Origin of the sequence: Dietzia lutea (assembly GCF_003096075.1) — a bacterium.
Lineage (GTDB): Bacteria > Actinomycetota > Actinomycetes > Mycobacteriales > Mycobacteriaceae > Dietzia > Dietzia lutea.
The window spans coordinates 3,273,363-3,291,726 of the sequence record NZ_CP015449.1 but is presented as its reverse complement, the minus strand read 5'-3'; the positions used below and the strand labels follow the sequence as shown (position 1 = coordinate 3,291,726).

17 protein-coding genes are annotated in these 18,364 nt (G+C 72.2%); 12 read left to right on the top strand and 5 right to left on the bottom strand.

From position 1 onward, the window contains the following. Positions 1-22 precede the first annotated feature (22 nt). Genes A6035_RS15065 through A6035_RS15055 form a run of 3 tightly spaced genes read right to left on the bottom strand, consistent with a single transcriptional unit; the run spans position 23 to position 2,366 of the window. Positions 23-433, bottom strand: coding sequence for a DUF6802 family protein (locus A6035_RS15065; RefSeq protein WP_108848597.1), 411 nt, complete (start codon positions 431-433; stop codon positions 23-25). Further along, positions 430-1,710, bottom strand: a complete 1,281-nt coding sequence (locus A6035_RS15060) for a hypothetical protein (protein WP_108849313.1) — start codon at positions 1,708-1,710, stop codon at positions 430-432. Before A6035_RS15060 ends, A6035_RS15065 begins: the two co-directional genes overlap by 4 nt. Next, a complete protein-coding gene (locus A6035_RS15055) occupies positions 1,707-2,366 on the bottom strand; it encodes a hypothetical protein (RefSeq protein WP_108848596.1) in 660 nt (219 codons plus the stop codon). The genes A6035_RS15060 and A6035_RS15055 overlap by 4 nt, the downstream gene beginning before the upstream one ends. A 100-nt stretch (positions 2,367-2,466) precedes the next feature. Between A6035_RS15055 and trmB the strand changes: the two genes are divergently transcribed. The 5 genes from trmB (at position 2,467) to A6035_RS15030 (ending at position 8,212) form a co-directional block, all read left to right on the top strand. Further along, positions 2,467-3,207, top strand: a complete 741-nt coding sequence (gene trmB, locus A6035_RS15050; RefSeq protein WP_108848595.1) for a tRNA (guanosine(46)-N7)-methyltransferase TrmB — start codon at positions 2,467-2,469, stop codon at positions 3,205-3,207. Positions 3,208-3,256: 49 nt separating this feature from the next. Then, positions 3,257-3,931: an NYN domain-containing protein gene (locus A6035_RS15045; protein WP_082767749.1), complete on the top strand. Its 675-nt coding sequence runs from the start codon at positions 3,257-3,259 to the stop codon at positions 3,929-3,931. An 11-nt stretch (positions 3,932-3,942) separates the two neighbouring features. Beyond that, entirely contained in the window at positions 3,943-6,468 is a 2,526-nt protein-coding gene (locus A6035_RS15040; RefSeq protein ID WP_108848594.1) for an MMPL family transporter, read from the top strand. Between the two features lie 65 nt (positions 6,469-6,533). Then, on the top strand, positions 6,534-7,856 hold the full coding sequence (locus A6035_RS15035; protein ID WP_108848593.1) for a lysylphosphatidylglycerol synthase transmembrane domain-containing protein: 1,323 nt from the start codon (positions 6,534-6,536) through the stop codon (positions 7,854-7,856). A gap of 5 nt (positions 7,857-7,861) precedes the next feature. Next, positions 7,862-8,212, top strand: coding sequence for a DUF3054 domain-containing protein (locus A6035_RS15030; protein WP_108848592.1), 351 nt, complete (start codon positions 7,862-7,864; stop codon positions 8,210-8,212). Here the strand turns inward: A6035_RS15030 and A6035_RS15025 are convergent. Continuing rightward, positions 8,209-9,219: a glycoside hydrolase family 25 protein gene (locus A6035_RS15025; protein WP_167400739.1), complete on the bottom strand. Its 1,011-nt coding sequence runs from the start codon at positions 9,217-9,219 to the stop codon at positions 8,209-8,211. The two genes, A6035_RS15030 and A6035_RS15025, sit on opposite strands and share 4 nt — an antisense overlap. A gap of 277 nt (positions 9,220-9,496) precedes the next feature. Between A6035_RS15025 and A6035_RS15020 the strand changes: the two genes are divergently transcribed. Further along, the gene (locus A6035_RS15020; protein WP_108848590.1) at positions 9,497-9,769 is read left to right on the top strand and encodes a hypothetical protein; all 273 of its coding nucleotides are present in this window, start codon (positions 9,497-9,499) and stop codon (positions 9,767-9,769) included. A gap of 40 nt (positions 9,770-9,809) precedes the next feature. Here the strand turns inward: A6035_RS15020 and A6035_RS15015 are convergent, their stop codons facing one another. Next, positions 9,810-10,499, bottom strand: a complete 690-nt coding sequence (locus tag A6035_RS15015) for a pentapeptide repeat-containing protein (protein WP_108848589.1) — start codon at positions 10,497-10,499, stop codon at positions 9,810-9,812. A gap of 188 nt (positions 10,500-10,687) precedes the next feature. Between A6035_RS15015 and A6035_RS15010 the strand changes: the two genes are divergently transcribed. The 6 genes from A6035_RS15010 to A6035_RS14985 all read left to right on the top strand — a co-directional run bounded on the left by A6035_RS15010 (position 10,688) and on the right by A6035_RS14985 (position 18,299). Further along, positions 10,688-11,200, top strand: a complete 513-nt coding sequence (locus A6035_RS15010; RefSeq protein ID WP_108848588.1) for a DUF4395 domain-containing protein — start codon at positions 10,688-10,690, stop codon at positions 11,198-11,200. Positions 11,201-11,505: 305 nt separating this feature from the next. Next, positions 11,506-12,123, top strand: coding sequence for a hypothetical protein (locus A6035_RS15005; protein WP_108848587.1), 618 nt, complete (start codon positions 11,506-11,508; stop codon positions 12,121-12,123). 76 nt (positions 12,124-12,199) lie between these two features. Continuing rightward, positions 12,200-14,206, top strand: a complete 2,007-nt coding sequence (locus A6035_RS15000) for a M13 family metallopeptidase (protein ID WP_108848586.1) — start codon at positions 12,200-12,202, stop codon at positions 14,204-14,206. A 230-nt stretch (positions 14,207-14,436) separates the two neighbouring features. Further along, entirely contained in the window at positions 14,437-16,104 is a 1,668-nt protein-coding gene (ctaD, locus tag A6035_RS14995; RefSeq protein ID WP_244192605.1) for an aa3-type cytochrome oxidase subunit I, read from the top strand. Positions 16,105-16,191: 87 nt separating this feature from the next. Further along, positions 16,192-17,268: an NAD(P)H-dependent amine dehydrogenase family protein gene (locus tag A6035_RS14990; RefSeq protein WP_108848584.1), complete on the top strand. Its 1,077-nt coding sequence runs from the start codon at positions 16,192-16,194 to the stop codon at positions 17,266-17,268. Next, complete coding sequence (locus A6035_RS14985; protein ID WP_108848583.1) at positions 17,265-18,299, top strand: esterase/lipase family protein; 1,035 nt, start codon at positions 17,265-17,267, stop codon at positions 18,297-18,299. The genes A6035_RS14990 and A6035_RS14985 overlap by 4 nt, the downstream gene beginning before the upstream one ends. Positions 18,300-18,364: the final 65 nt, after the last annotated feature.

Sequence of the window (18,364 nt, the reverse complement as noted above, 5' to 3'; positions counted from 1 at the left end):
GCACCCGGATGTGAGGGATCCCTCAGATGTGCCCGTGGTCGGTGCGCTCCCACCGCGCCGGCGGCGGGGGTGGCGAGGCCGGGTCGCCGGCCTCGTTGGTGAAGCCTCCGAAGGGTACTCCCTCGGCCGGGTTGGCCAGCCGCCACGAGTCGTAGCTGCCGTCGAAGCGCACGGTCGAGACGTGGTCGACCGTGCCGTCGCCGTCGACGTCCGTGTACACGGTCAGGCCGCGGTCGTCGCCGCGCGTGACCGCCTCCATGAAGCCGTCCCCGTCGAGGTCCGCCTCGGGGGAGCCCAGGTCGAGGACCTCGTCACCGACGGGGACGTGCAGCCCCAGCGACGACGGCTCGGCCAGCGGCGCGCCCTCCAGGCCGCAGACGTCGGGCGCGGTGTGGTGGTCGAACGGGTCCGGGCCGGCGAGTGGATCGGTCATGGCGACGTGCTCCCTGCGGTGGTGTGGGACCGGGCGGCCTGCTCGGCACGCATCCGGCGGATGCGCCGTTCGAGGTCGGTGACCCGGGGCCCGGGATCGTGGGCGAACCCGTCGGTGATGGTGGCCTCGGCGGCGAGGATCCGCGAGCCGAGGGACTGTTCGGTCTCGGCGCGCAGCGCTGCGAGCCTGTCGACCACCGCGGCGACGGTGTGGGTGCGCAGCGCCTGCGTCCGGCGCACGGAGACGGTGACCCATCCCAGCGCCACGCCGCACAGCAGCGCCAGGGGGATGACGAGCGCCGCGGCGCCGGGGACCTCGGCGAGCGGGGCCAGCAGCATCCTGCCCACGCCGGTGCCGCCGGCGGCACCGGTGATCATGACGAGCAGTTCCTCCCCGGTGTTGCGGGGCGGGCGGCCCGGCGTGAGGCCGCTCGTCGGCGCGGGTATGCGCGGTCCGGCCGGGGCGGTCGAGCCGAGGTGCCGGGCGACGAGGGCGTCGGCGCGGCGGTCGGCACGGGCGACGGTGGCGGCCACGGCGGCGTCGGCGTCGGCGGCGAGGCGGTGCACGAGGGCGTCGACGCGGGAGCGCGGCGCGGCGGCGAGCTCCTCGCGGGCGCGGCCGCCGAGATCGCGCACGGACCGGTGCAGGTCCTGGACCACCTCCATGCGCAGTGCCTGCACGTCCTGGCGCAGCGCCTGGGAGCGCGAGGTGATGGCCTCGGTGCGGCGGGCGAGGAGCCAGTCGATGGTGGCGGTCGCCGGGTCGGGCCCGGCGCGCCGCGGTCCGGGGCTGGAGGGCGCGGTGGGTTCAGAGCCCGCGCGCACCGCGGCGAGCAGCGACGACAGCAGCGCGGCGGGGGCGCCGGGGTGGCCCTCGTCGACGACGTGGACCGGGCACGTCACGCCCGCGTCGACCAGGCGGCGCGTGGTGACGTCGACCGTCTCCGAGAGGCGCTCGGCCGTGCACGTGCGGGCGCGCCCGGCCACGGCCACCGCCATCGGCAGGCGGGCGGCCACGCCGCGCGCGACCTCGACATCGTCGGGGCGCACCGGGCAGACGGCGTCGACGACGAGGACCGCCGCGTCCGGCCGGTCCTCGGGTGAGGCGTCGACGAGCACGCGGATCCGGGCGCCGGCGTCGGCGGCCGGGCCCGCGGCGGCGGACAACGCTGTGCCCGCTGCGGCGGACAACGCCGAGGCGACGGCGGGGGCGGCGGAGTCCCGGGCCCCCAGGACCGCGATCGTCAGCTCGCGGGGAGGGGCCGGAGCGGCCGTCACGTCGACGCCGATCCGGGGGGCGCGGCCGCGCCCAGGGCGCACAGGGCGGCCTCGGCGAGGTCGCCCACCTCGTCGTGGACCGCGAGCATCTCCAACTCGGCCTCGAGACGGGCCACCCGGGTCGCCGACAGATCGTGCAGGGCGAGGTCGAGGAAGGACACGACGCCGTCGACCGACCGGTGCTCGGGCTCGCGCGCGTCCACGGCGGGCAGCCCACGGGCCCAGTGCGGCGGGTCCTCGTCGTCGTCGACCCCGGTCGCCACCACCAGCAGCGGGTGCCGGCGCGCGCGGCGTATCCACGCCTCCTCGTGGCGGCACGGGGCGGTACGCAGACACACGATCTCCGCGTCCGGCGGCGCGACGGGCCCGGCGCCGGGCGCCGCGACGACGTCCAGGTCGTCGACGCGCGCGCGCCACCCCCGGCGGACACGCAGCGCGGCGGCGAGCGTGCGGCGACCCGAGCCCAGGCCCCCGCGGATGCGGATGTCGGCCGGCGCGTCGACACGCGCGACGGCGGCCTCCACCGGACCGGTCACGCCCCGGCCCCCGTCCCGCTCCCGGGCGGACGCCACCAGGCGCCGGACCCGCGCGGCGGGGTCCGGATCGGGGGCGCGCACCGGGGCCGGGGGCTCGGTGTCGGGGGTCGCGGTCGGCACGCGCTCATCGTGGCCTGACGGCCTGCGAGCGGCAAGGCCTTCCCCTCGCGCCCCGACGCCCGGATTCGGTGCCGACCACTGATTACGGGATGATGGCCGGGTGAACCAGAGCGAGAACCCCGCACACGCGGCCGGTGGCACCCCGGACGACAGTGCCCGTCTCTTCCCCCGGGTGACCGCCTACCGGTTCCGCCGCGGCACCCTGCGACCCGGGCAGCAGCGCAACTGGGAGGAGCACTGGCCGACCTACGGTCGCAACGTCTCCGACGAGATCGTCGACCCCGAGGCGCTCTTCGGGCGTCGCGCACCGCTGATCGTCGAGATCGGCTCCGGCACCGGCACGTCGACGGCCGCGATGGCCGCGGCCGAACCGGACATCGACGTCATCGCCGTGGAGGTCTACCAGCCCGGACTGGCCCAGCTGCTGGGCATGATCCTGCGCGAGGGCCTGGAGAACGTGCGCATGATCCGCGGCGACGGCGTGGACGTGCTCACCAACATGATCGCCCCGGCCGGCCTGGACGGCGTCCGCGTGTTCTTCCCCGACCCGTGGCCCAAGGCCCGCCACCACAAGCGGCGGCTCCTGCAGTCCGGCACCTTCCAGCTCATCGCCTCGCGACTGCGACCGGGCGGCGTGCTTCACGTGGCCACCGATCACGCCGACTACGCCGAGTGGATCGCCGAGACCGGCGACGCCGAGCCCGCGCTGGAACGGCTGGACCCCGCGACGGACCTCCGCCACGTACCGTTCAGTCTGGACAGACCCGTGACGAAGTTCGAGGGCAAGGGGTTGCAGGAGGAACGGGTGATCAACGAGTTCCTCTGGCGTCGGGTGCACTGACGCCCCACCCCAGGACCCCCGAACGACGAGAACCGAGGCGGACGACGCGATGACCCCACCAGACGAGATGCGCAACCACGACACGACGGACGTGGCCACGCCCGACGGACCGGGGGTGGTGCTCCTCGTGTGGGACGCGCCCAACGTCGACATGGGCCTCGGCTCGATCCTCGGCGGCCGCCCGACCGCCGTGTATCGCCCGCGCTTCGACGCGCTCGGCCGCTGGCTGCTCGGCTACACCGCCGACCTGTCCGTGCGGACGCAGGACGCCCTCGAGGCCGAGGCGACCGTCTTCACCAACATCGTCCCCGGCACCTCGGACAACGTCCGTCCGTGGGTCGAGGCGCTGCGCAACGTCGGCTTCGCCGTCTTCGCCAAGCCCAAGACCAGCGACGACTCCGACGTCGACGACGACATGCTCGAGCACATCGACCGGCGCGCCGAGTCCGGCCGACTCGCCGGCGTCGTGGTGGCCTCGGCCGACGGGCAGGCGTTCCGCGAGCCCCTCGAGGAGCTGGCCGAGGACATCCCGGTCGCCGTGATCGGGTTCCGCGAGCACGCCACCTGGGCCGTCCAGCACGACACCATCACGTTCCTCGACCTCGAGGACATCCCCGGGGTGTTCCGCGAGCCGCTGCCGCGCGTCAGCCTCGACAACCTGCCCGACGAGGGTGCCTGGCTGCAGCCGCTGCGGCCGCTGTCGGCACTGCTCACCTCGCGCTAGGAGCTTCCCCGGTGTTCAACTCACTCGGGCGGTTCGTCGCCCGCCGCCGCATCCTCGTCCTGATCTGCTCCGTGCTCGTCATGGCGTTCCTCAGCCTCGCCGGCTCCGCGTTCGGCAACCCGTTCGGCCAGGGCGGCTTCGAGGACCCCGACAGCGGATGGGCGACCGCCGAGCAGCTCGAGCAGGAGGCGTACGGGCGCGACGCGCTCGGCGACGTCGTGGTCTCCTACCACGCCCCCGAGGGCACGTCGGTCGACGACCCGGCGTTCCAGGAGCCCATCCGGCAGTCGCTGGAGTCGATCCGTACCGAGAACCCCGACCAGGTCACCGGTGTGACCAGTTTCGTGTTCAACCAGTCGCCGGCCCTGGTCAACCGTGACGCCGGCATCGCGGTGGCCTCCATCCAGATCGCCGGCGAGGCCGAGGAGATCCTCCAGAACTTCCGGGCGATCGAGGACCAGATCCCGGTCGAGGGCATCGAGACCGACATCGCCGGCCTCCAGCCCGTCGCCGGCGCCCTGCAGGACGGGATGGACGCCGACCTCGTGCGTGCGGAACTCATCGCGCTGCCGCTCGTGTTCCTCCTGCTCATCGTGGTCTTCGGCGGCGTCGTGGCCGCGTTCCTGCCGGTCGCGGTGGGTGTGCTGACGATCCTCGGCTCGCTCGGCGCCCTGCACCTGCTGTCGCTGGTCACGCCCGTCAACTCGTTCGCACAGAACGTCGTCACCCTCATCGGTCTGGGCCTGGCGATCGACTACGGACTGTTCGTGGTGAGCCGGTTCCGCGAGGAGATGGCCGAGGGCTATCCGCCGGACGCCGCGGTGCGCAGGTCCGTGGCCACCGCCGGCCGGACCGTGGTGTTCTCGGCGGTCATGGTCGGCGTGACCCTGTCGGGCCTGCTGGTCTTCCCGCAGGACTTCCTCAAGTCCGTCGCCTACGGCGCGATCGCCGCGGTGATCCTCGCCGCCGCGCTCTCGGTCACCCTGCTGCCGGCCGTGCTCATGCTGCTCGGCCGCCGCGTCGACGCGCTCGGCATCAAGCGGATGCAGCGGCACCGGACCCGCGAGGAGGTCGAGAACGGCCTGTTCGGCCGTGTCGCCGACTTCTCCATGAAGCGCCCGGTGGCCGTGGCGATCCCGGTCGTCGTGGTGCTGGTCGCGCTCATCATCCCGTTCTCGGGCGTGAAGTTCGGCGGCATCAACGAGACCTACCTGCCGCCCGACAACCCCACGCGCGTCGCGCAGGAGGAGTACGACCAGAACTTCCCGGGCACCCGCACCGACCCGGTCAAGCTCGTGGTCCTCGGCTCGGACGGTGCGACGCTGTCGCAGATCCGTTCGGCCGCCAACTCCGCGCCCGGGCTCACCGGCCCGTTCCAGTTCGCCCGCTCGGGTGAGCAGGACTCGCAGGGCCGCGAGGTCGTGGTGCTGCAGGCCGGCGTGGAGGACCGCAACGCGGCCACCGAGACCGTCGAGTACCTGCAGTCCTTCCCGATCCCCGCCGGGACCGAGGTGTTCGTCGGCGGCAACCCCGCGATGGAGAAGGACTCGGTCGACGCCCTGATCGCCGGGCTGCCGTGGTTCGTCCTGTACGTCCTCGTGGCCACGACGCTGCTGATGTTCCTGGCGTTCGGGTCCTTGGTGCTGCCGATCAAGGCGGCCATCATGAACATGCTCGGCCTGGGCGCCACGCTGGGCATCCTCACGTGGATCTTCGTCGACGGGCACCTGTCCGGGCTGCTCGGCTTCACGCCGGGCCCGCTCACCTCGCCGGTCGTGGTGCTGCTCATGGCGATCATCTACGGACTGTCCACGGACTACGAGGTGTTCCTCGTCTCGCGCATGGTCGAGGCCCGCTCCCGCGGCGCGCGCACCGCGGTGGCGATCCGCAGCGGCGTCGCGCAGACCGGCCGGATCATCACGTCGGCGGCGCTCATCCTTATCGTGGTGACGGGCGCATTCGCCTTCTCCGAGATCGTGATGATGAAGTACATCGCGTTCGGCATGATCGCCGCGCTCATCATCGACGCCACCGTCATCCGCATGCTGCTGGTGCCGGCGGTCATGCAGATGCTCGGCACCGACAACTGGTGGGCGCCGAAGTGGATGAAGCGGGTCCAGGAGCGGATCGGCCTGGGCGAGGCGGAGATCGACGACGAGCCCGAGCTCCTCACCGGTCGGCCCGCCGAGGCCGACCGCACGGGAACGGCCGGGAACGCGGTCGCGGGACCGTCGGCGGACCCGGACGCCGCCGCCACGGACTCCGGTGAGGCGGGCGCCGGGGCGGCGCACGCGCCGGCCGGGGCCGCCACGTCGGTCGCCGTGCTCGACCGCGAGCCCGAGGACACGAGCGCCCCGCAGGCCGAGCCCGAGCCGGCCCCCGAGCCGGAGCCGCAGGCCGAGCCCGAGTCCGAGTACGAGCCCGTGTACGACACGGAGTACGACGACGAGCCCGGGTCCGCCCCCGGCGGCAAGATCCCCGCCTCCGAACTGATCGCCCGCCTGATGCAGGAACGTCGACAGGATCCAGAGGCGTGACCGCCGCCCCGGGTCCCCGGTGTGGGATCCTGGGACGGGCGGCACGCTCTGGTTATGGTGAGGCAATGACGGGGACGCGGGGCGCCGAGGTACGGCGCCGTATCCGGGCTGTCCTGGGCAACCCGTGGTTGAAGGCCGGCGCGACGCTCGCCGTCCTGGGCTTCATCCTGTACTGGCTCCGCGGCCAGATGCCGTTCTTCGCCGAGGGCTTCGAGGCCGTCGCCCGGCCACACTGGGGCTGGATCGCGGCCGCGCTCGTCTTCTCCTACCTGTCCATGTCGAGCTACGGCTCCGTGCAGAAGGTGCTGCTGCAGTCCGCCGGCGTCCGCGTCGGCTACTGGGCCAGCGTCGGCCTCGTGTTCTCCGCCAACGCCTTCTCCACCTGCATCCCCGGCGGGCAGGTCTTCGGCACCACGCTGACGTACCGCAAGACCCGGCAGTGGGGCGCGACCCGGGTGGTGGCGTCGTGGCAGCTCGTCATCTCCGGCGTCATGTCGACCGTCGGCATCGTGCTGCTCGCCCTGCTCGGCTTCTTCCTCGTCGGCTCGGTGTCCAACCCGTTCCTGCTGGTCCTGTCGGCGTTCGGCTTGGTCGCGATCGTCGTGGTGGTCCAGTGGGCGGCCCGCCACCCGGACAAGATCGAGGGATCGGTGCTGGCGGTCCTGGGCTGGCTCAACGCCCGGCGTCGCAAGCCCGCCGACCATGGCGCGGCCGGCGTGCGCAAGGTCGTCGAGCAGGCCGACGCCGTCGACCTGAGCAAGCGGCAGATCGCGCAGGCGTTCGCGTTCTCCCTGCTCAACTGGATCGCCGACATCGGCTGCCTGTGGGCGGCCGCCAACGCGGTCGGTGCCCAGCACAGCATCGGCGGCCTGTGCATCGCCTACGTCACCGGCAAGATCGTCGCCACCGCCCCCATCACACCCGGCGGTCTGGGGACCGTCGAGGTCGCGCTCATCACCGCCCTGACCGCGGGCGGCCTCGGCGCGCATCAGGCCTTCGCGACCGTGTTCGTCTATCGCATCGTCAGCTTCGTGCTGGTCGCCCTGGCCGGGTGGGTGGTCTTCTTCCTCTTCTACCGGGGTGTCGTGGACGTCGACCCCGACGCCGACCCGTTGGGCGAGGACGACCCGGGCGAGCAGTCCTCGTCGTCGTCACCGTCGTCGCGCACCGCACAGCTTCGGGCGACCGTCGCGGCGGCCCCGCCGGCCGCGCTCACCGCGATGTGGCCGCTGCACGGCACGCCCTGGCGCCCGACGGTGACCCATGACTCCGGCCCGCTCCCGCTCCTCCGCGTGCGGGTGCGGGAGGACGGCGCCGCGGACGACTCGTCGGGGGCGAACTCCCACCCGTTCGCCGGCCGGGAGGCCCGGGAAGAGAAGGACAGGTGAGGCCCGTGGCCGTACCGGTGATGATCGTGCTCGACGCCGTACTGGTGGTGGTGTTCTCCACCTTCGGGCGCGGCGCACACTCCGAGGGCCTGGGCGTGGCGCAGGTGTGGGGGACCGCGTGGCCGTTCCTCGTGGGCCTGGCGGTGGGCTGGCTCGTCCTGCTGGCCGGCCGCCGGGAGCCCTCCTCGATCGGCTCGGGCGTCCTGCTGTGGCTGGCCACGCTGGTGGTGGGCATGGTGATCCGCGGGCTCGGCGACGGCCGGGTGCCGCACTGGAGCTTCATGATCGTGGCCGGCGTCGTCACCGGGGTGTTCCTGGTGGGCTGGCGCGCGGTGCTCGCCAGGCGGCGGCGTTAGCGCAGCCCGTCCGCCAGCTGCGCCATGACCTCCGCGGGCACCTCGATGGACTCGGGCAGCCGCACGCCGTCCGGCGTCGGGAGATCGCGCGGGACGGGGATCGTGACGGCCTCGACGGGCACGGGGACCTCGGGCGGGATCGGGGCGGGGGCCTCGGCGGCCGGAGCCGGGGCGGGTACGGCCTCGGGAGCGGGCGCCGGGGCGTTCTCGGGAGCGGGCGCGGGCTCGACGGGCCCGAGCCACGCGTCGAGGTCCGCGCGGGTGCCGGCGAAGACGTTGAGGTCCACGTCGTCGGCGAACCCGGGCACCTCGCCGGTCTCCGAGCGCTGCCAGAACAGCCACTGGTCCCAGCCGCCGATCATGGGCAGCGTCGGCTCGGACACGCCGTACTCGGCGAGCCACAGCGGGTACTCGGCGAAGCGCGGGGTGTTGGCCATGCGGTCGATCCAGAAGTAGCGGTACGTGTAGAGGATCGGCGTGCGGCCGGTGCGGTGCGCGAGCGTGTCGAGGAAGACCTGCGTCCAGTCGGCGAGCTGCCGGGCGTCGAGCCCCTCGTCGGTCTCGAGGTCCAGCACGGGCGGCAACTGAGGGCCGCCCACCGACTGCAGGCGGTCGGCGAACGCGTGGGCCTGCTGCGCGGGGTCCATCGCGGGCCGGGCCTTGTGGTAGCCGCCGACGAGCATCCCGGCGGCGCGCGCCTCGGCGACGTCCGCCTCGTAGTACCGGTTGGCCGGCCCGCTGCCCTCGGTGGCCTTGATGAACGCGAAGGACTGTCCGGCCGCGGCGGCGGCGTGCCAGTCGACGCCGGCACCGTGTGGGTGCTGCCAGCTGGACGCGTCGAGGCCCTGCGCGAGGCCGTGGTAGACGGGCGAGAGCGGCACCTCGGCGTCGGCGCGGGGGGAGATGACGACGACGAGGAGGCCGACCGAGAGAGCTGCTGCAGAGGCCAGGGCGACGACAAGTCGGGGGAGGAGGGCGCGTCGGGCTGACGATCCGGCAGTAGTCATGGGGTGAGTATGTGGCAACCACAACAGTCACACAAGCAACTCGCGCAACTTTCTCCACAACTGTCCAGTTCGGGAGGCGCGTCCAGACCAGGGGGCCCCGGGCTCCACCAAGGCGGACGCGGGGTCGGCCGGGGTGGGGGCGGGCCGGATCGCCGCCCGGGGGTGGCGTGGGTCACGGATTCACAACAACCCGTCACACACTGTCCCACGCGTACGTTGACCTGCTTTTCTCACCTACCCTTAAGGCGATCCCACCGACCAGTCGGGAGTGCCCCTCATGACCGATGCCATCGACCTCACCACCCCTCGTTACCGGCAGGACCTCGTCACGGAGATCGACGGTCCGGACGACGACCCGTTTCTCGAGGTGTCCGTCGCCGAGACCGTGGTGTTGGACGAGGACGGCGCGGACCGCGGGGTGCCGGAACTCCGGCTGCGCACCGGGGCCGCCGGCATCACGCTCACCGACCGCGACCAGATCCTCCAGCTCCAGGCGATCATCAACCGGGCCGTCAACCAGTGGCGGACGTCCGCCTCGCATCTGGCCTGACGCCGCGCGCGATGCGGCCGGCCCGGACTGGCCGGCTGCGCTACTCGACCCGGATCCCCGCCTCGCCGATGAGGGCGAGTCCGACGCCCAGGACCTGTTCGGGCGAAATGAGCGCGCCCCGCAGTGTCGAGGCCCCGCGCAGGTCGTCGAGGTCCGCGCCGCGCAGGTCCGCGGCCGTGACGCTCGCCCGCTCGACGGTCGCGCCGCGCAGGTCGGCCCCCTCGGTCGTGAGGTCGGCGATCTGCGCCTCGAGGAGGTCTGCCTGACGGCAGCGGGTCGCGGCCAGGCGTACCCGCTGCAGGCGCGCCATCCGCAGGTTGATCATGTCGGCGTGACAGTCCTCGAACGACACGTCGGTCAGGCGCGCGTCGGACAGGACGATGCCGGTCAGTCGGCAGCCGACGAACCGCACCCGCGTGAGGTTGGCCCCGTCGGCGACGAGTCCGGACAGGTCGCACCCGCTGATCACCACGTCGGTGAGCCGGAGGCCGTCGGCGCGGGCTCCGCTGAGCCGCAGGTCCTCGAGTGCGGATTCGCGGATCTCCATCCCGCCCATCGCGACGGCGCCCTCCTCCGGGCCCGGTACGTGGTCGGCGGTGGCCAGGACGCCGTCCCACAGGCCGTCGGGCTCTACGTCCGAGCGGGGCGGACCGAGCTGGTCGCGCCGGGGGAGCGCGGGGGCGGCGGGGGGACGGGGAGAGCTCGAGCGACGTCGCAACGGTGGGGCCACGGCCGTCAGCCTAGGCCGCGGCGGCCGCCGTCCCGGCCGAGCCTCCCGGGTCGCGGGCACAGCGCCGGCCGGGCCTCCCGGATCGCGGTCACAGCGCCGGCCGGGCCTCCCGGATCGCGGTCGGCAGGAGTAGGCTCGATCCGGCGATAGACAGATCGGTCTATCCGCAGTGATCGAGAGGTGAGGCCATGAGTCTGCGCGAGGCGTTCGCTTTCCCCGAGGTCGTCAACGACTATGCCGCCCGCTGCACCGCCGCCCTCGTGGTGGCCCTCGCGATCGTCACGATTCTCGTGCCGTCGCCCGCCCGGATCTTGCTCGCCGGGGCGTTGGTCGTCGGCTTCGCGCTGCGGGTCGCGGGCGGCCCGCGGTACTCGCCGTTCGGCCGGCTCTCCGTGCACGTGCTCGCTCCGCGGGTGAGCGCCGAGCCGAAGCTGGTCTCCGGGGCGCCCAAGCGGTTCGCCCAGACCATCGGCCTGGTCATGTCGTCGGTCGCGTTCGGACTGTTCCTGGGAGGACTGAACACGGCGGGGGTCGTGGTGCTCGGCGTGCTGGTGCTGGCCGCGCTCGCGGAGGCGGCGCTCGGCTTCTGCCTGGGCTGCTGGATGTACGGACAGCTCCAGCGCGTCGGCCTCATCTCGGACGACGCGTGCGTGGACTGCGCTGACATCTGGGCCCGGCCCGGGATGACCGCCCGGAACTGAGGCTCTCCCACCGGAGCTCGGTGTCGACGGTGCGGCGATCCGCGACGCTCCCGCAGTGCACGTCGGCGTCGGCCGTGCGTGCCGGACAATCACCCAGCGCGACCCACGCGAGATGCGCTGCCTCTCCGGCTCGCGCTGGCGGAATGGTCCATCGCCGCAGCGTGGGTCCGCCAAAAGCGTGCACTTTCGCAGCGCAGGGCAGAGGGGCAGCGCGTCTGAGGCCGGGTGTGCTGGCGGTCTGCTCGAGCACCCGATCGTGTGCTCGCCGCGACCGGCCCGCCGCCGCCCCGCGTTAGTGTGGGCCCATGAGCACTCCCGCTGACGGCACCGCCTCCGACCGCCCCGACGACCGGTCCGGCGACCGCGACTTCGAGAAGCGCTACGACACGTGGGCCCAGCAGGAGGGGGTCCGCGGGTACCCGGGCTCCGACGTCGGCGACACGGCGTTCGGAGACACCGCGTTCGGTGACCCGTACGGCGGTCAGTACGGCGCGGGTCAGTACGGCGCGGGGCAGTACGATCCGGCGCAGTACGGCGCGCAACCGGGCTACGGGACCCAGCCGTACACGCAGCCCTACGCCCAGCCCTATGACATGCAGCAGTACGGGATGCCGCAATACGGCCAGCCCGGTCAGCCCTACGCCCAGCAGTACGGGGCGATGCAGCCCTACGGCCAGTACCCGCCGGCCGCCCGCAAGGACCCCGCGCTGATGCTCGTGGCCTCACTGCTCATCCCCGGCCTGGGCACGATGCTCAACGGCCGGGTCGGTAGGGGCGTCGGGATCCTGGCGGGTTACGGCGTGGGCGTGCTGCTCTCGGTGGTCCTCATCGGGCTGCCGATCATGTTCGGGTTCTGGGTCTGGGGGATGGTCGACGCCTATCAGGGGGCGAAGGAGCACAACGCCCGCCACGGTCTGCCCTGATCCCGGGACGGCCGCCGCGGGTCCTCGCCGTCGTCATCCCGCCCGCGCGGGCCGCGCCCTTCCGTAACCTGGTCGCATGACAGCGACCGAGATTCCCACCACCGACGCCCCTCGCCCCTCGGGCCTGGACCTGCGGTACGTCGACACGGACGTCCGGCCGCAGGACGACCTGTACCAACACGTCAACGGCACGTGGATCCGTGATCACGTGATTCCCGCGGACCGGCCGATCGACGGCGCGTTCCTCGCGCTGCGCGACCTGTCCGAGGAGCGGGTGCGCGACATCATCACCGACGCCCCGGTCGACTCCCGGATCGGCGCGTTCTACGCCTCGTTCATGGACACCGACGCGGTGGAGGCGGCCGGCGTCGAGGCGCTGGCGCCGGATCTGGCGGAGGTCGACGGCGCCGGTGACGCGGACTCGCTCGCGCTGGCGATGGCGCGGCTCGAGAAGGTCGGCGTCGGCGGACTCATCGGCGCCTACGTCAACAACGACGCCAAGAACTCCACCGAGTACATCCTCTACCTAATGCAGTACGGCATCGGACTCCCCGACGAGTCCTTCTACCGTGAGGACCAGTACGCGCGGATCCGCGAGCAGTACACGGAGCACATCGCGCGGATGCTCGAGCTGGCCGGGCTGGCGGACGCCACCGCGGCCCGCGAGAGCGGCGGGCGCATCCTGGCGCTGGAGACGCGTATTGCGGCCGCGCACTGGGACGTCGTGGCCCGCCGCGACGCGGACAAGACCTACAACCCCGTGACCTGGGACGAGCTGCCGACACTCGCCCCCGGCTTCCCGTGGCACGACTGGGCACGCGAGCTCGGCGGCACCGAGGAGACCCTCGGCCGGCTCGTCGCCATGCAGCCCGACTTCCTCACCGCGGTGGCCGGGCTCTGGGCCGACGAGCCGCTCGAGACGTGGAAGGAGTGGCTGCGCTGGCGGATCGTCTCGTCCCGCGCGCCGTACCTGCCCACGGAGCTGGTCGAGGAGAACTTCCGCTTCTACGGCACCGCGATGTCCGGCACCGAGGAGAACAAGGCCCGCTGGAAGCGTGGCGTCGGCGCGGTCGAGGCCGCCCTCGGCGAGGAGGTCGGCAAGGAGTACGTGGCCCGCCACTTCCCGCCCGGCCACAAGGCGCACATGCAGGAGCTGGTCGCCAACCTCACCGCCGCGTACCGCTACTCGATCAGCCGGCTGCCGTGGATGACCCCCGCCACCCGCGAGCGCGCGCTGGACAAGCTCAAGGCGTTCGAGCCGAAGATCGGCTACCCGGACAAGTGGCGCGACTACTCGGCGCTCGAGGTCCGCGCCGACGACCTCATCGGCAACGTCCGGCGCTCCGCCCGGTTCGAGCACGAGTACGAACTGGGCAAGCTGGGCGGGCCCGTCGACCGCGACGAGTGGCACATGACGCCGCAGACCGTCAACGCCTACTACAACCCGGTGATGAACGAGATCGTCTTCCCGGCCGCGATCCTGCAGCCGCCGTTCTTCGACGCCGACGCCGACGACGCCGCCAACTACGGGGCGATCGGCGCGGTGATCGGGCACGAGATCGGCCACGGCTTCGACGACCAGGGGGCGAAGTACGACGGCGACGGCAACCTGGTCGACTGGTGGACCGACGACGACCGCGAGGCGTTCGGGACCCGCGTGGACGCGCTGATCGCCCAGTACCAGGGCCTCACCCCGGACGGCCTCGACCCCGAGAAGGACCACGTCAACGGGGCCTTCACGGTGGGGGAGAACATCGGTGACCTGGGCGGCCTCACGATCGCGCTGCTGGCCTACCGGTTGGCGCAGGGCTCGGACGGCGAACCCGCCCAGGGTACGGACGTGGGCCCCGAGATCGACGGCATGACCGGCATCCAGCGGCTCCTCACCTCGTGGGCGATCGTGTGGCGCACCAAGACACGCGCCGAGGAGGCCGCCCGGCGGCTCGCCGTGGACCCGCACTCGCCGCCGGAGTTCCGCTGCAATCAGGTGGTGCGCAACCTCGACGATTTCCACGAGGCGTTCGGCGTGACCGACGCGGACGGGCTGTGGCTGGCACCTGAGGAGCGGGTGAGCATCTGGTAAGCCCTCTCGGGGGCGATACCGCTCCGTTCCGCCGGCGGACGCGTACGGTGAAGGCCGTCACCTGATCTTGGCGCCGGTCGTGGCGCGGGACGCGGCGACCGCCGCGTCCCGTCTCGTCCGTGAAGAGGAACGGGGTATCGATGTCAGACGTTCTCGTGCCGCCCGGGCGGGCGGTCACCGCTGCGGACGCTCCCGCCATCCGGCGGCCGTTCGGGCTCTCCTGGCGGGAGATGTTCACCACGACCGATCACAAGAAGATCGGCCTGATGTACATCGCCACAAGCCTGGTCCTCTTCTCGATCGGCGGCCTCATGGCGCTGCTGATCCGGGCGGAGCTGTTCTTCCCCGGTATGCAGTTCCTCTCGAACGAGCAGTACAACCAGCTGTTCACCATGCACGGCACCGTGATGCTGCTGTTTTACGGGACGCCGATCGTGGTGGGGTTCGGCAACTACGTCATGCCGCTGCAGATCGGCGCGCCGGACGTGGCGTTCCCGCGACTCAACGCCATGGGTTACTGGCTGTTCGCGCTGGGCGGCGTCGTCCTGCTCACCGGCTTCATCACGCCCGGCGGAGCGGCATCGTTCGGCTGGACCATGTACATGCCGCTCGCGGACAAGATCCACTCCCCGGGCGTGGGCGCGGACCTGTGGATCCTCGGCGTGGGCATCGGCGGCATCGGCACGATCCTCGGCGCCGTCAACTTCGTCACCACCATCATCTGCCTGCGCGCGCCCGGCATGACGATGTTCCGGATGCCGATCTTCACGTGGAACATCCTCGTCACGTCGGTGCTGATCCTGCTCATCTTCCCGCTGTTGACGGCGGCCGCGATGGGCGTCTTCTACGACCGTACGTTCGGCGGCCGGATCTACGACCCGGCGAACGGCGGGGCCATCCTGTGGCAGCACCTCTTCTGGTTCTTCGGCCACCCCGAGGTGTACGTCCTCGCGCTGCCGTTCTTCGGGATCATCACGGAGATCCTCCCCGTGTTCTCCCGGAAGCCGCTGTTCGGCTACGCCGGCCTCGTCTTCGCGACACTGGCCATCGCCGCGCTGTCCATGAGCGTGTGGGCGCACCACATGTTCGCCTCCGGCGCGGTGCTGCTGCCGTTCTTCTCCTTCATGACGTTCCTCATCGCCGTGCCCACCGGCGTGAAGTACTTCAACTGGATCGGCACCATGTGGCGCGGGAAGATCACCTTCGAGACGCCGATGCTCTTCGCCCTGGGCTTCCTGGTCTCGTTCCTGTTCGGCGGCCTGACCGGCATCATGCTCGCGGCCCCGCCGATCGACTTCCACGTGCACGACTCGTACTTCGTGGTGGCGCACTTCCACTACGTCCTGTTCGGCACCGTCGTGTTCGCCACCTTCGCGGGGATCTACTTCTGGTTCCCCAAGATGACCGGCCGCATGCTGGACGAGCGGCTGGGCAAGTGGCATTTCTGGCTGACGTTCATCGGCTTCCACACCACGTTCCTGGTCCAGCACTGGCTGGGTAACCAGGGCATGCCGCGTCGGTACGCCGACTACCTCGACTCGGACGGTTTCACCGTCCTCAACCAGATCTCGTCCGTCGGCTCGTTCATCCTCGGCATCGCGATGCTGCCGTTCATCTGGAACATCATCTCCAGCTGGCGCTACGGCGATCTCGTCCTGGTGGACGACCCGTGGGGCGCGGGCAACTCCCTGGAGTGGGCCACCTCGTCCCCGCCGCCGCGCCACAACTTCGCGAGCCTGCCGCGCATCCGCTCCGAGCGCCCCGCGTTCGAGCTGCACTACCCGCACATGAGCGAGCGGATGCGCGAGGAGGCCCACGTCGGCGGCACCCGCAAGGCCGAGAGCCCGGGCGCCCCCAAGGACGTGCCCGAGCGGGGACCGTCGCCCCAGGACAGGTGACCCGCCGCGTGACCCGCCCGGACGCCACGTGACCCGGCACCACGTGACCCGCCCCGGCACCCGGGCCGTCGCATAGGGTCAACTCCCATGACGATCCGGGTCGTGGAGTGGTCGACGGGGTACCTCGGGCGGATGGCGGTCGAGGGGATCGACGCCCGGCCCGAGCTCGAGCTGGTGGGCGTGTTCGTCTCCGACCCGGCGAAGGTCGGCCGGGACGCGGGTCGGCTCGCCGGGATGGGCCGCGACCTGGGCGTCGCCGCCACCGATGACGCCGCCGCGCTACTCGCCCTGGACCCCGACGTCGTCGTCTACACCGCGGAGACCGAGACGCGGTTCATGGAGGCGATCGAGGACTTCCAACGGTTCCTGCGCGCCGGGGTCGACGTCGTCGCCTCCGGGCCGGTGCTGCTGCAGTTCCCGCACGGCACCATCCCGGAGGAGATGATCGCCGCGCTGGACGCCGCCGGGCGGGAGGGCGGCGCGACACTGCACGTCAACGGCATCGACCCCGGCTTCGCCAACGACGTGCTGCCGTTGGTCATGACGAGCCTGTCCCGGCGGATCGACCACATCCGGGTGGGCGAGATCGCCGACTACTCCGTCTACCACCAGGGCGAGACCATGCGTCGGCTCTTCGGCTTCGGGCAGCCCATGGACACCCTGCCGCCGCTGCTGCGGCCCGGGATGCTCGCCGCCGGATGGGGGTCGGTGGTCCGGCAGCTCGCCGCCGCCCTCGACGTCACCCTCGACGAGCCGCTGGTCGAGCGGCACGAGCGTCTGCCCGCCGTCCGGGACCTGTCGCTGCTCGCGTGCGAGGTGCCCGAGGGGACGCAGGCGGCGCTGCGGTTCGAGGTGGTGGGACAGGTCGACGGCGAGGACCGCATCGTGCTGGAACACGTCACCCGCACGGCCGACGATCAGGCCCCCGACTGGCCGCGGCCCGATCACGGCGACGGCTGCTACCGCGTCGAGATCTCCGGGGAGCCGGCGATGCGGATCGAGTTCGGCCACCACGCCGAACACGGTGATCACAACGAGTCCGGGATGCGGGTCACCGCGATGCGGCTGGTCAACTCCGTCGAGGCGGTCGTCGCTGCGGCGCCCGGACTCGTCTACGCGAAGGACCTGCCGATGATCACGGGCCGTGGCTTAATGAGCAGATGACGCTACTGCGCGCTGCCGGCGCCATCGCCACGGCACTCGTCACCACCCTCGCCATGGCCGCCACGCTCACCGTCGTCGGTGCGGGCGCCGCGACCGCACAGCCGGCACCGACGACCGACCCGTCGACGCGGGCGCCGCTGCCCGTGCCGTACTCGTTCTTCGCCGGGGCCGCGCAGGCGCTCACCGCGCCGGACACGGACCTGGCCGGAGCCAACGACTGGTCGTGCCGTCCCACCGCGGACAAGCCCCGCCCGGTCGTCCTCGTCCACGGCACGACCGGCGGGGCGGTGACCAACTGGGCGACCTACGGGCCATTGCTGCACAACGAGGGCTACTGCGTGTTCACCCTCACCTACGGTGCGCTCCCCGGGCAGCCCTGGCCGGTCAGTGTGCTGGGCGGGCTCTCGGACATCACGGAGGTGTCGGTCCCGCAGGTCGGTGAGTTCATCGACCGGGTTCTCGCCGCCACCGGAGCGCAGCAGGTCGACCTCGTCGGCCACTCGCAGGGCACGCTCGTGTCAGGCCTGGTGGCAAAGGTCGGTCGGCCCGGCAGGGTGGGCACCGTAGCGGCGATCGCCCCCCTGTGGCACGGTTCCCGCGGGACCGGATCCGGGGCGATCGGGACGGCCCTGGCCAGCGGGGACCGGGGGCGCGCCGTCGAGGTCGCGCCCGCGCTCGGTCAGATGGCGGCGGGTTCGGAGACGCTCGACCTGCTGTGGTCCGGTGGCACCCCGTACGCGCCGGACGTGACCTACCTCAACCTCGTGACGCGGTACGACCAGCTGGTCCAGCCCTTCACCTCCGGGATCGTGGAGGGGCCGCGCGCCACCAACGTCGTCATCCAGGACGGTTGCGAGCAGAACCGGGCCGAGCACCTGGCGATTGCCGCGGACGGCCGCACGGCCGATTTCGTGCTCAACGCCCTCGACCCGGCGCACCCGCGCGAACCGCGCTGCGAGGCCGTGGCCCTCTACCTGGGCCCGACCCCCGCCCTGCCGGTGCCCGCTCTCCCAGGCCCGCCGGGCTCGTGAACAACCCAGGACACGCAGGCCCCGCCGGGCACGCGGACCGGCCTGGGCCGGCGGCCCGGCGTGCC

What these genes read in the sequence shown, in the direction of transcription:
- ctaD (WP_244192605.1), top strand. Translation starts at nt 14,437, where the DNA reads ATGTTCACCACGACCGATCACAAGAAGATCGGCCTGATGTACATCGCC.
- A6035_RS15025 (WP_167400739.1), bottom strand. Translation starts at nt 9,219, where the DNA reads ATGACTACTGCCGGATCGTCAGCCCGACGCGCCCTCCTCCCCCGACTT.
- A6035_RS15045 (WP_082767749.1), top strand. Translation starts at nt 3,257, where the DNA reads ATGACCCCACCAGACGAGATGCGCAACCACGACACGACGGACGTGGCC.
- A6035_RS14990 (WP_108848584.1), top strand. Translation starts at nt 16,192, where the DNA reads ATGACGATCCGGGTCGTGGAGTGGTCGACGGGGTACCTCGGGCGGATG.
- A6035_RS15020 (WP_108848590.1), top strand. Translation starts at nt 9,497, where the DNA reads ATGACCGATGCCATCGACCTCACCACCCCTCGTTACCGGCAGGACCTC.
- A6035_RS15005 (WP_108848587.1), top strand. Translation starts at nt 11,506, where the DNA reads ATGAGCACTCCCGCTGACGGCACCGCCTCCGACCGCCCCGACGACCGG.
- A6035_RS15000 (WP_108848586.1), top strand. Translation starts at nt 12,200, where the DNA reads ATGACAGCGACCGAGATTCCCACCACCGACGCCCCTCGCCCCTCGGGC.
- A6035_RS15010 (WP_108848588.1), top strand. Translation starts at nt 10,688, where the DNA reads ATGAGTCTGCGCGAGGCGTTCGCTTTCCCCGAGGTCGTCAACGACTAT.
- A6035_RS15065 (WP_108848597.1), bottom strand. Translation starts at nt 433, where the DNA reads ATGACCGATCCACTCGCCGGCCCGGACCCGTTCGACCACCACACCGCG.
- A6035_RS15035 (WP_108848593.1), top strand. Translation starts at nt 6,534, where the DNA reads ATGACGGGGACGCGGGGCGCCGAGGTACGGCGCCGTATCCGGGCTGTC.
- A6035_RS14985 (WP_108848583.1), top strand. Translation starts at nt 17,265, where the DNA reads ATGACGCTACTGCGCGCTGCCGGCGCCATCGCCACGGCACTCGTCACC.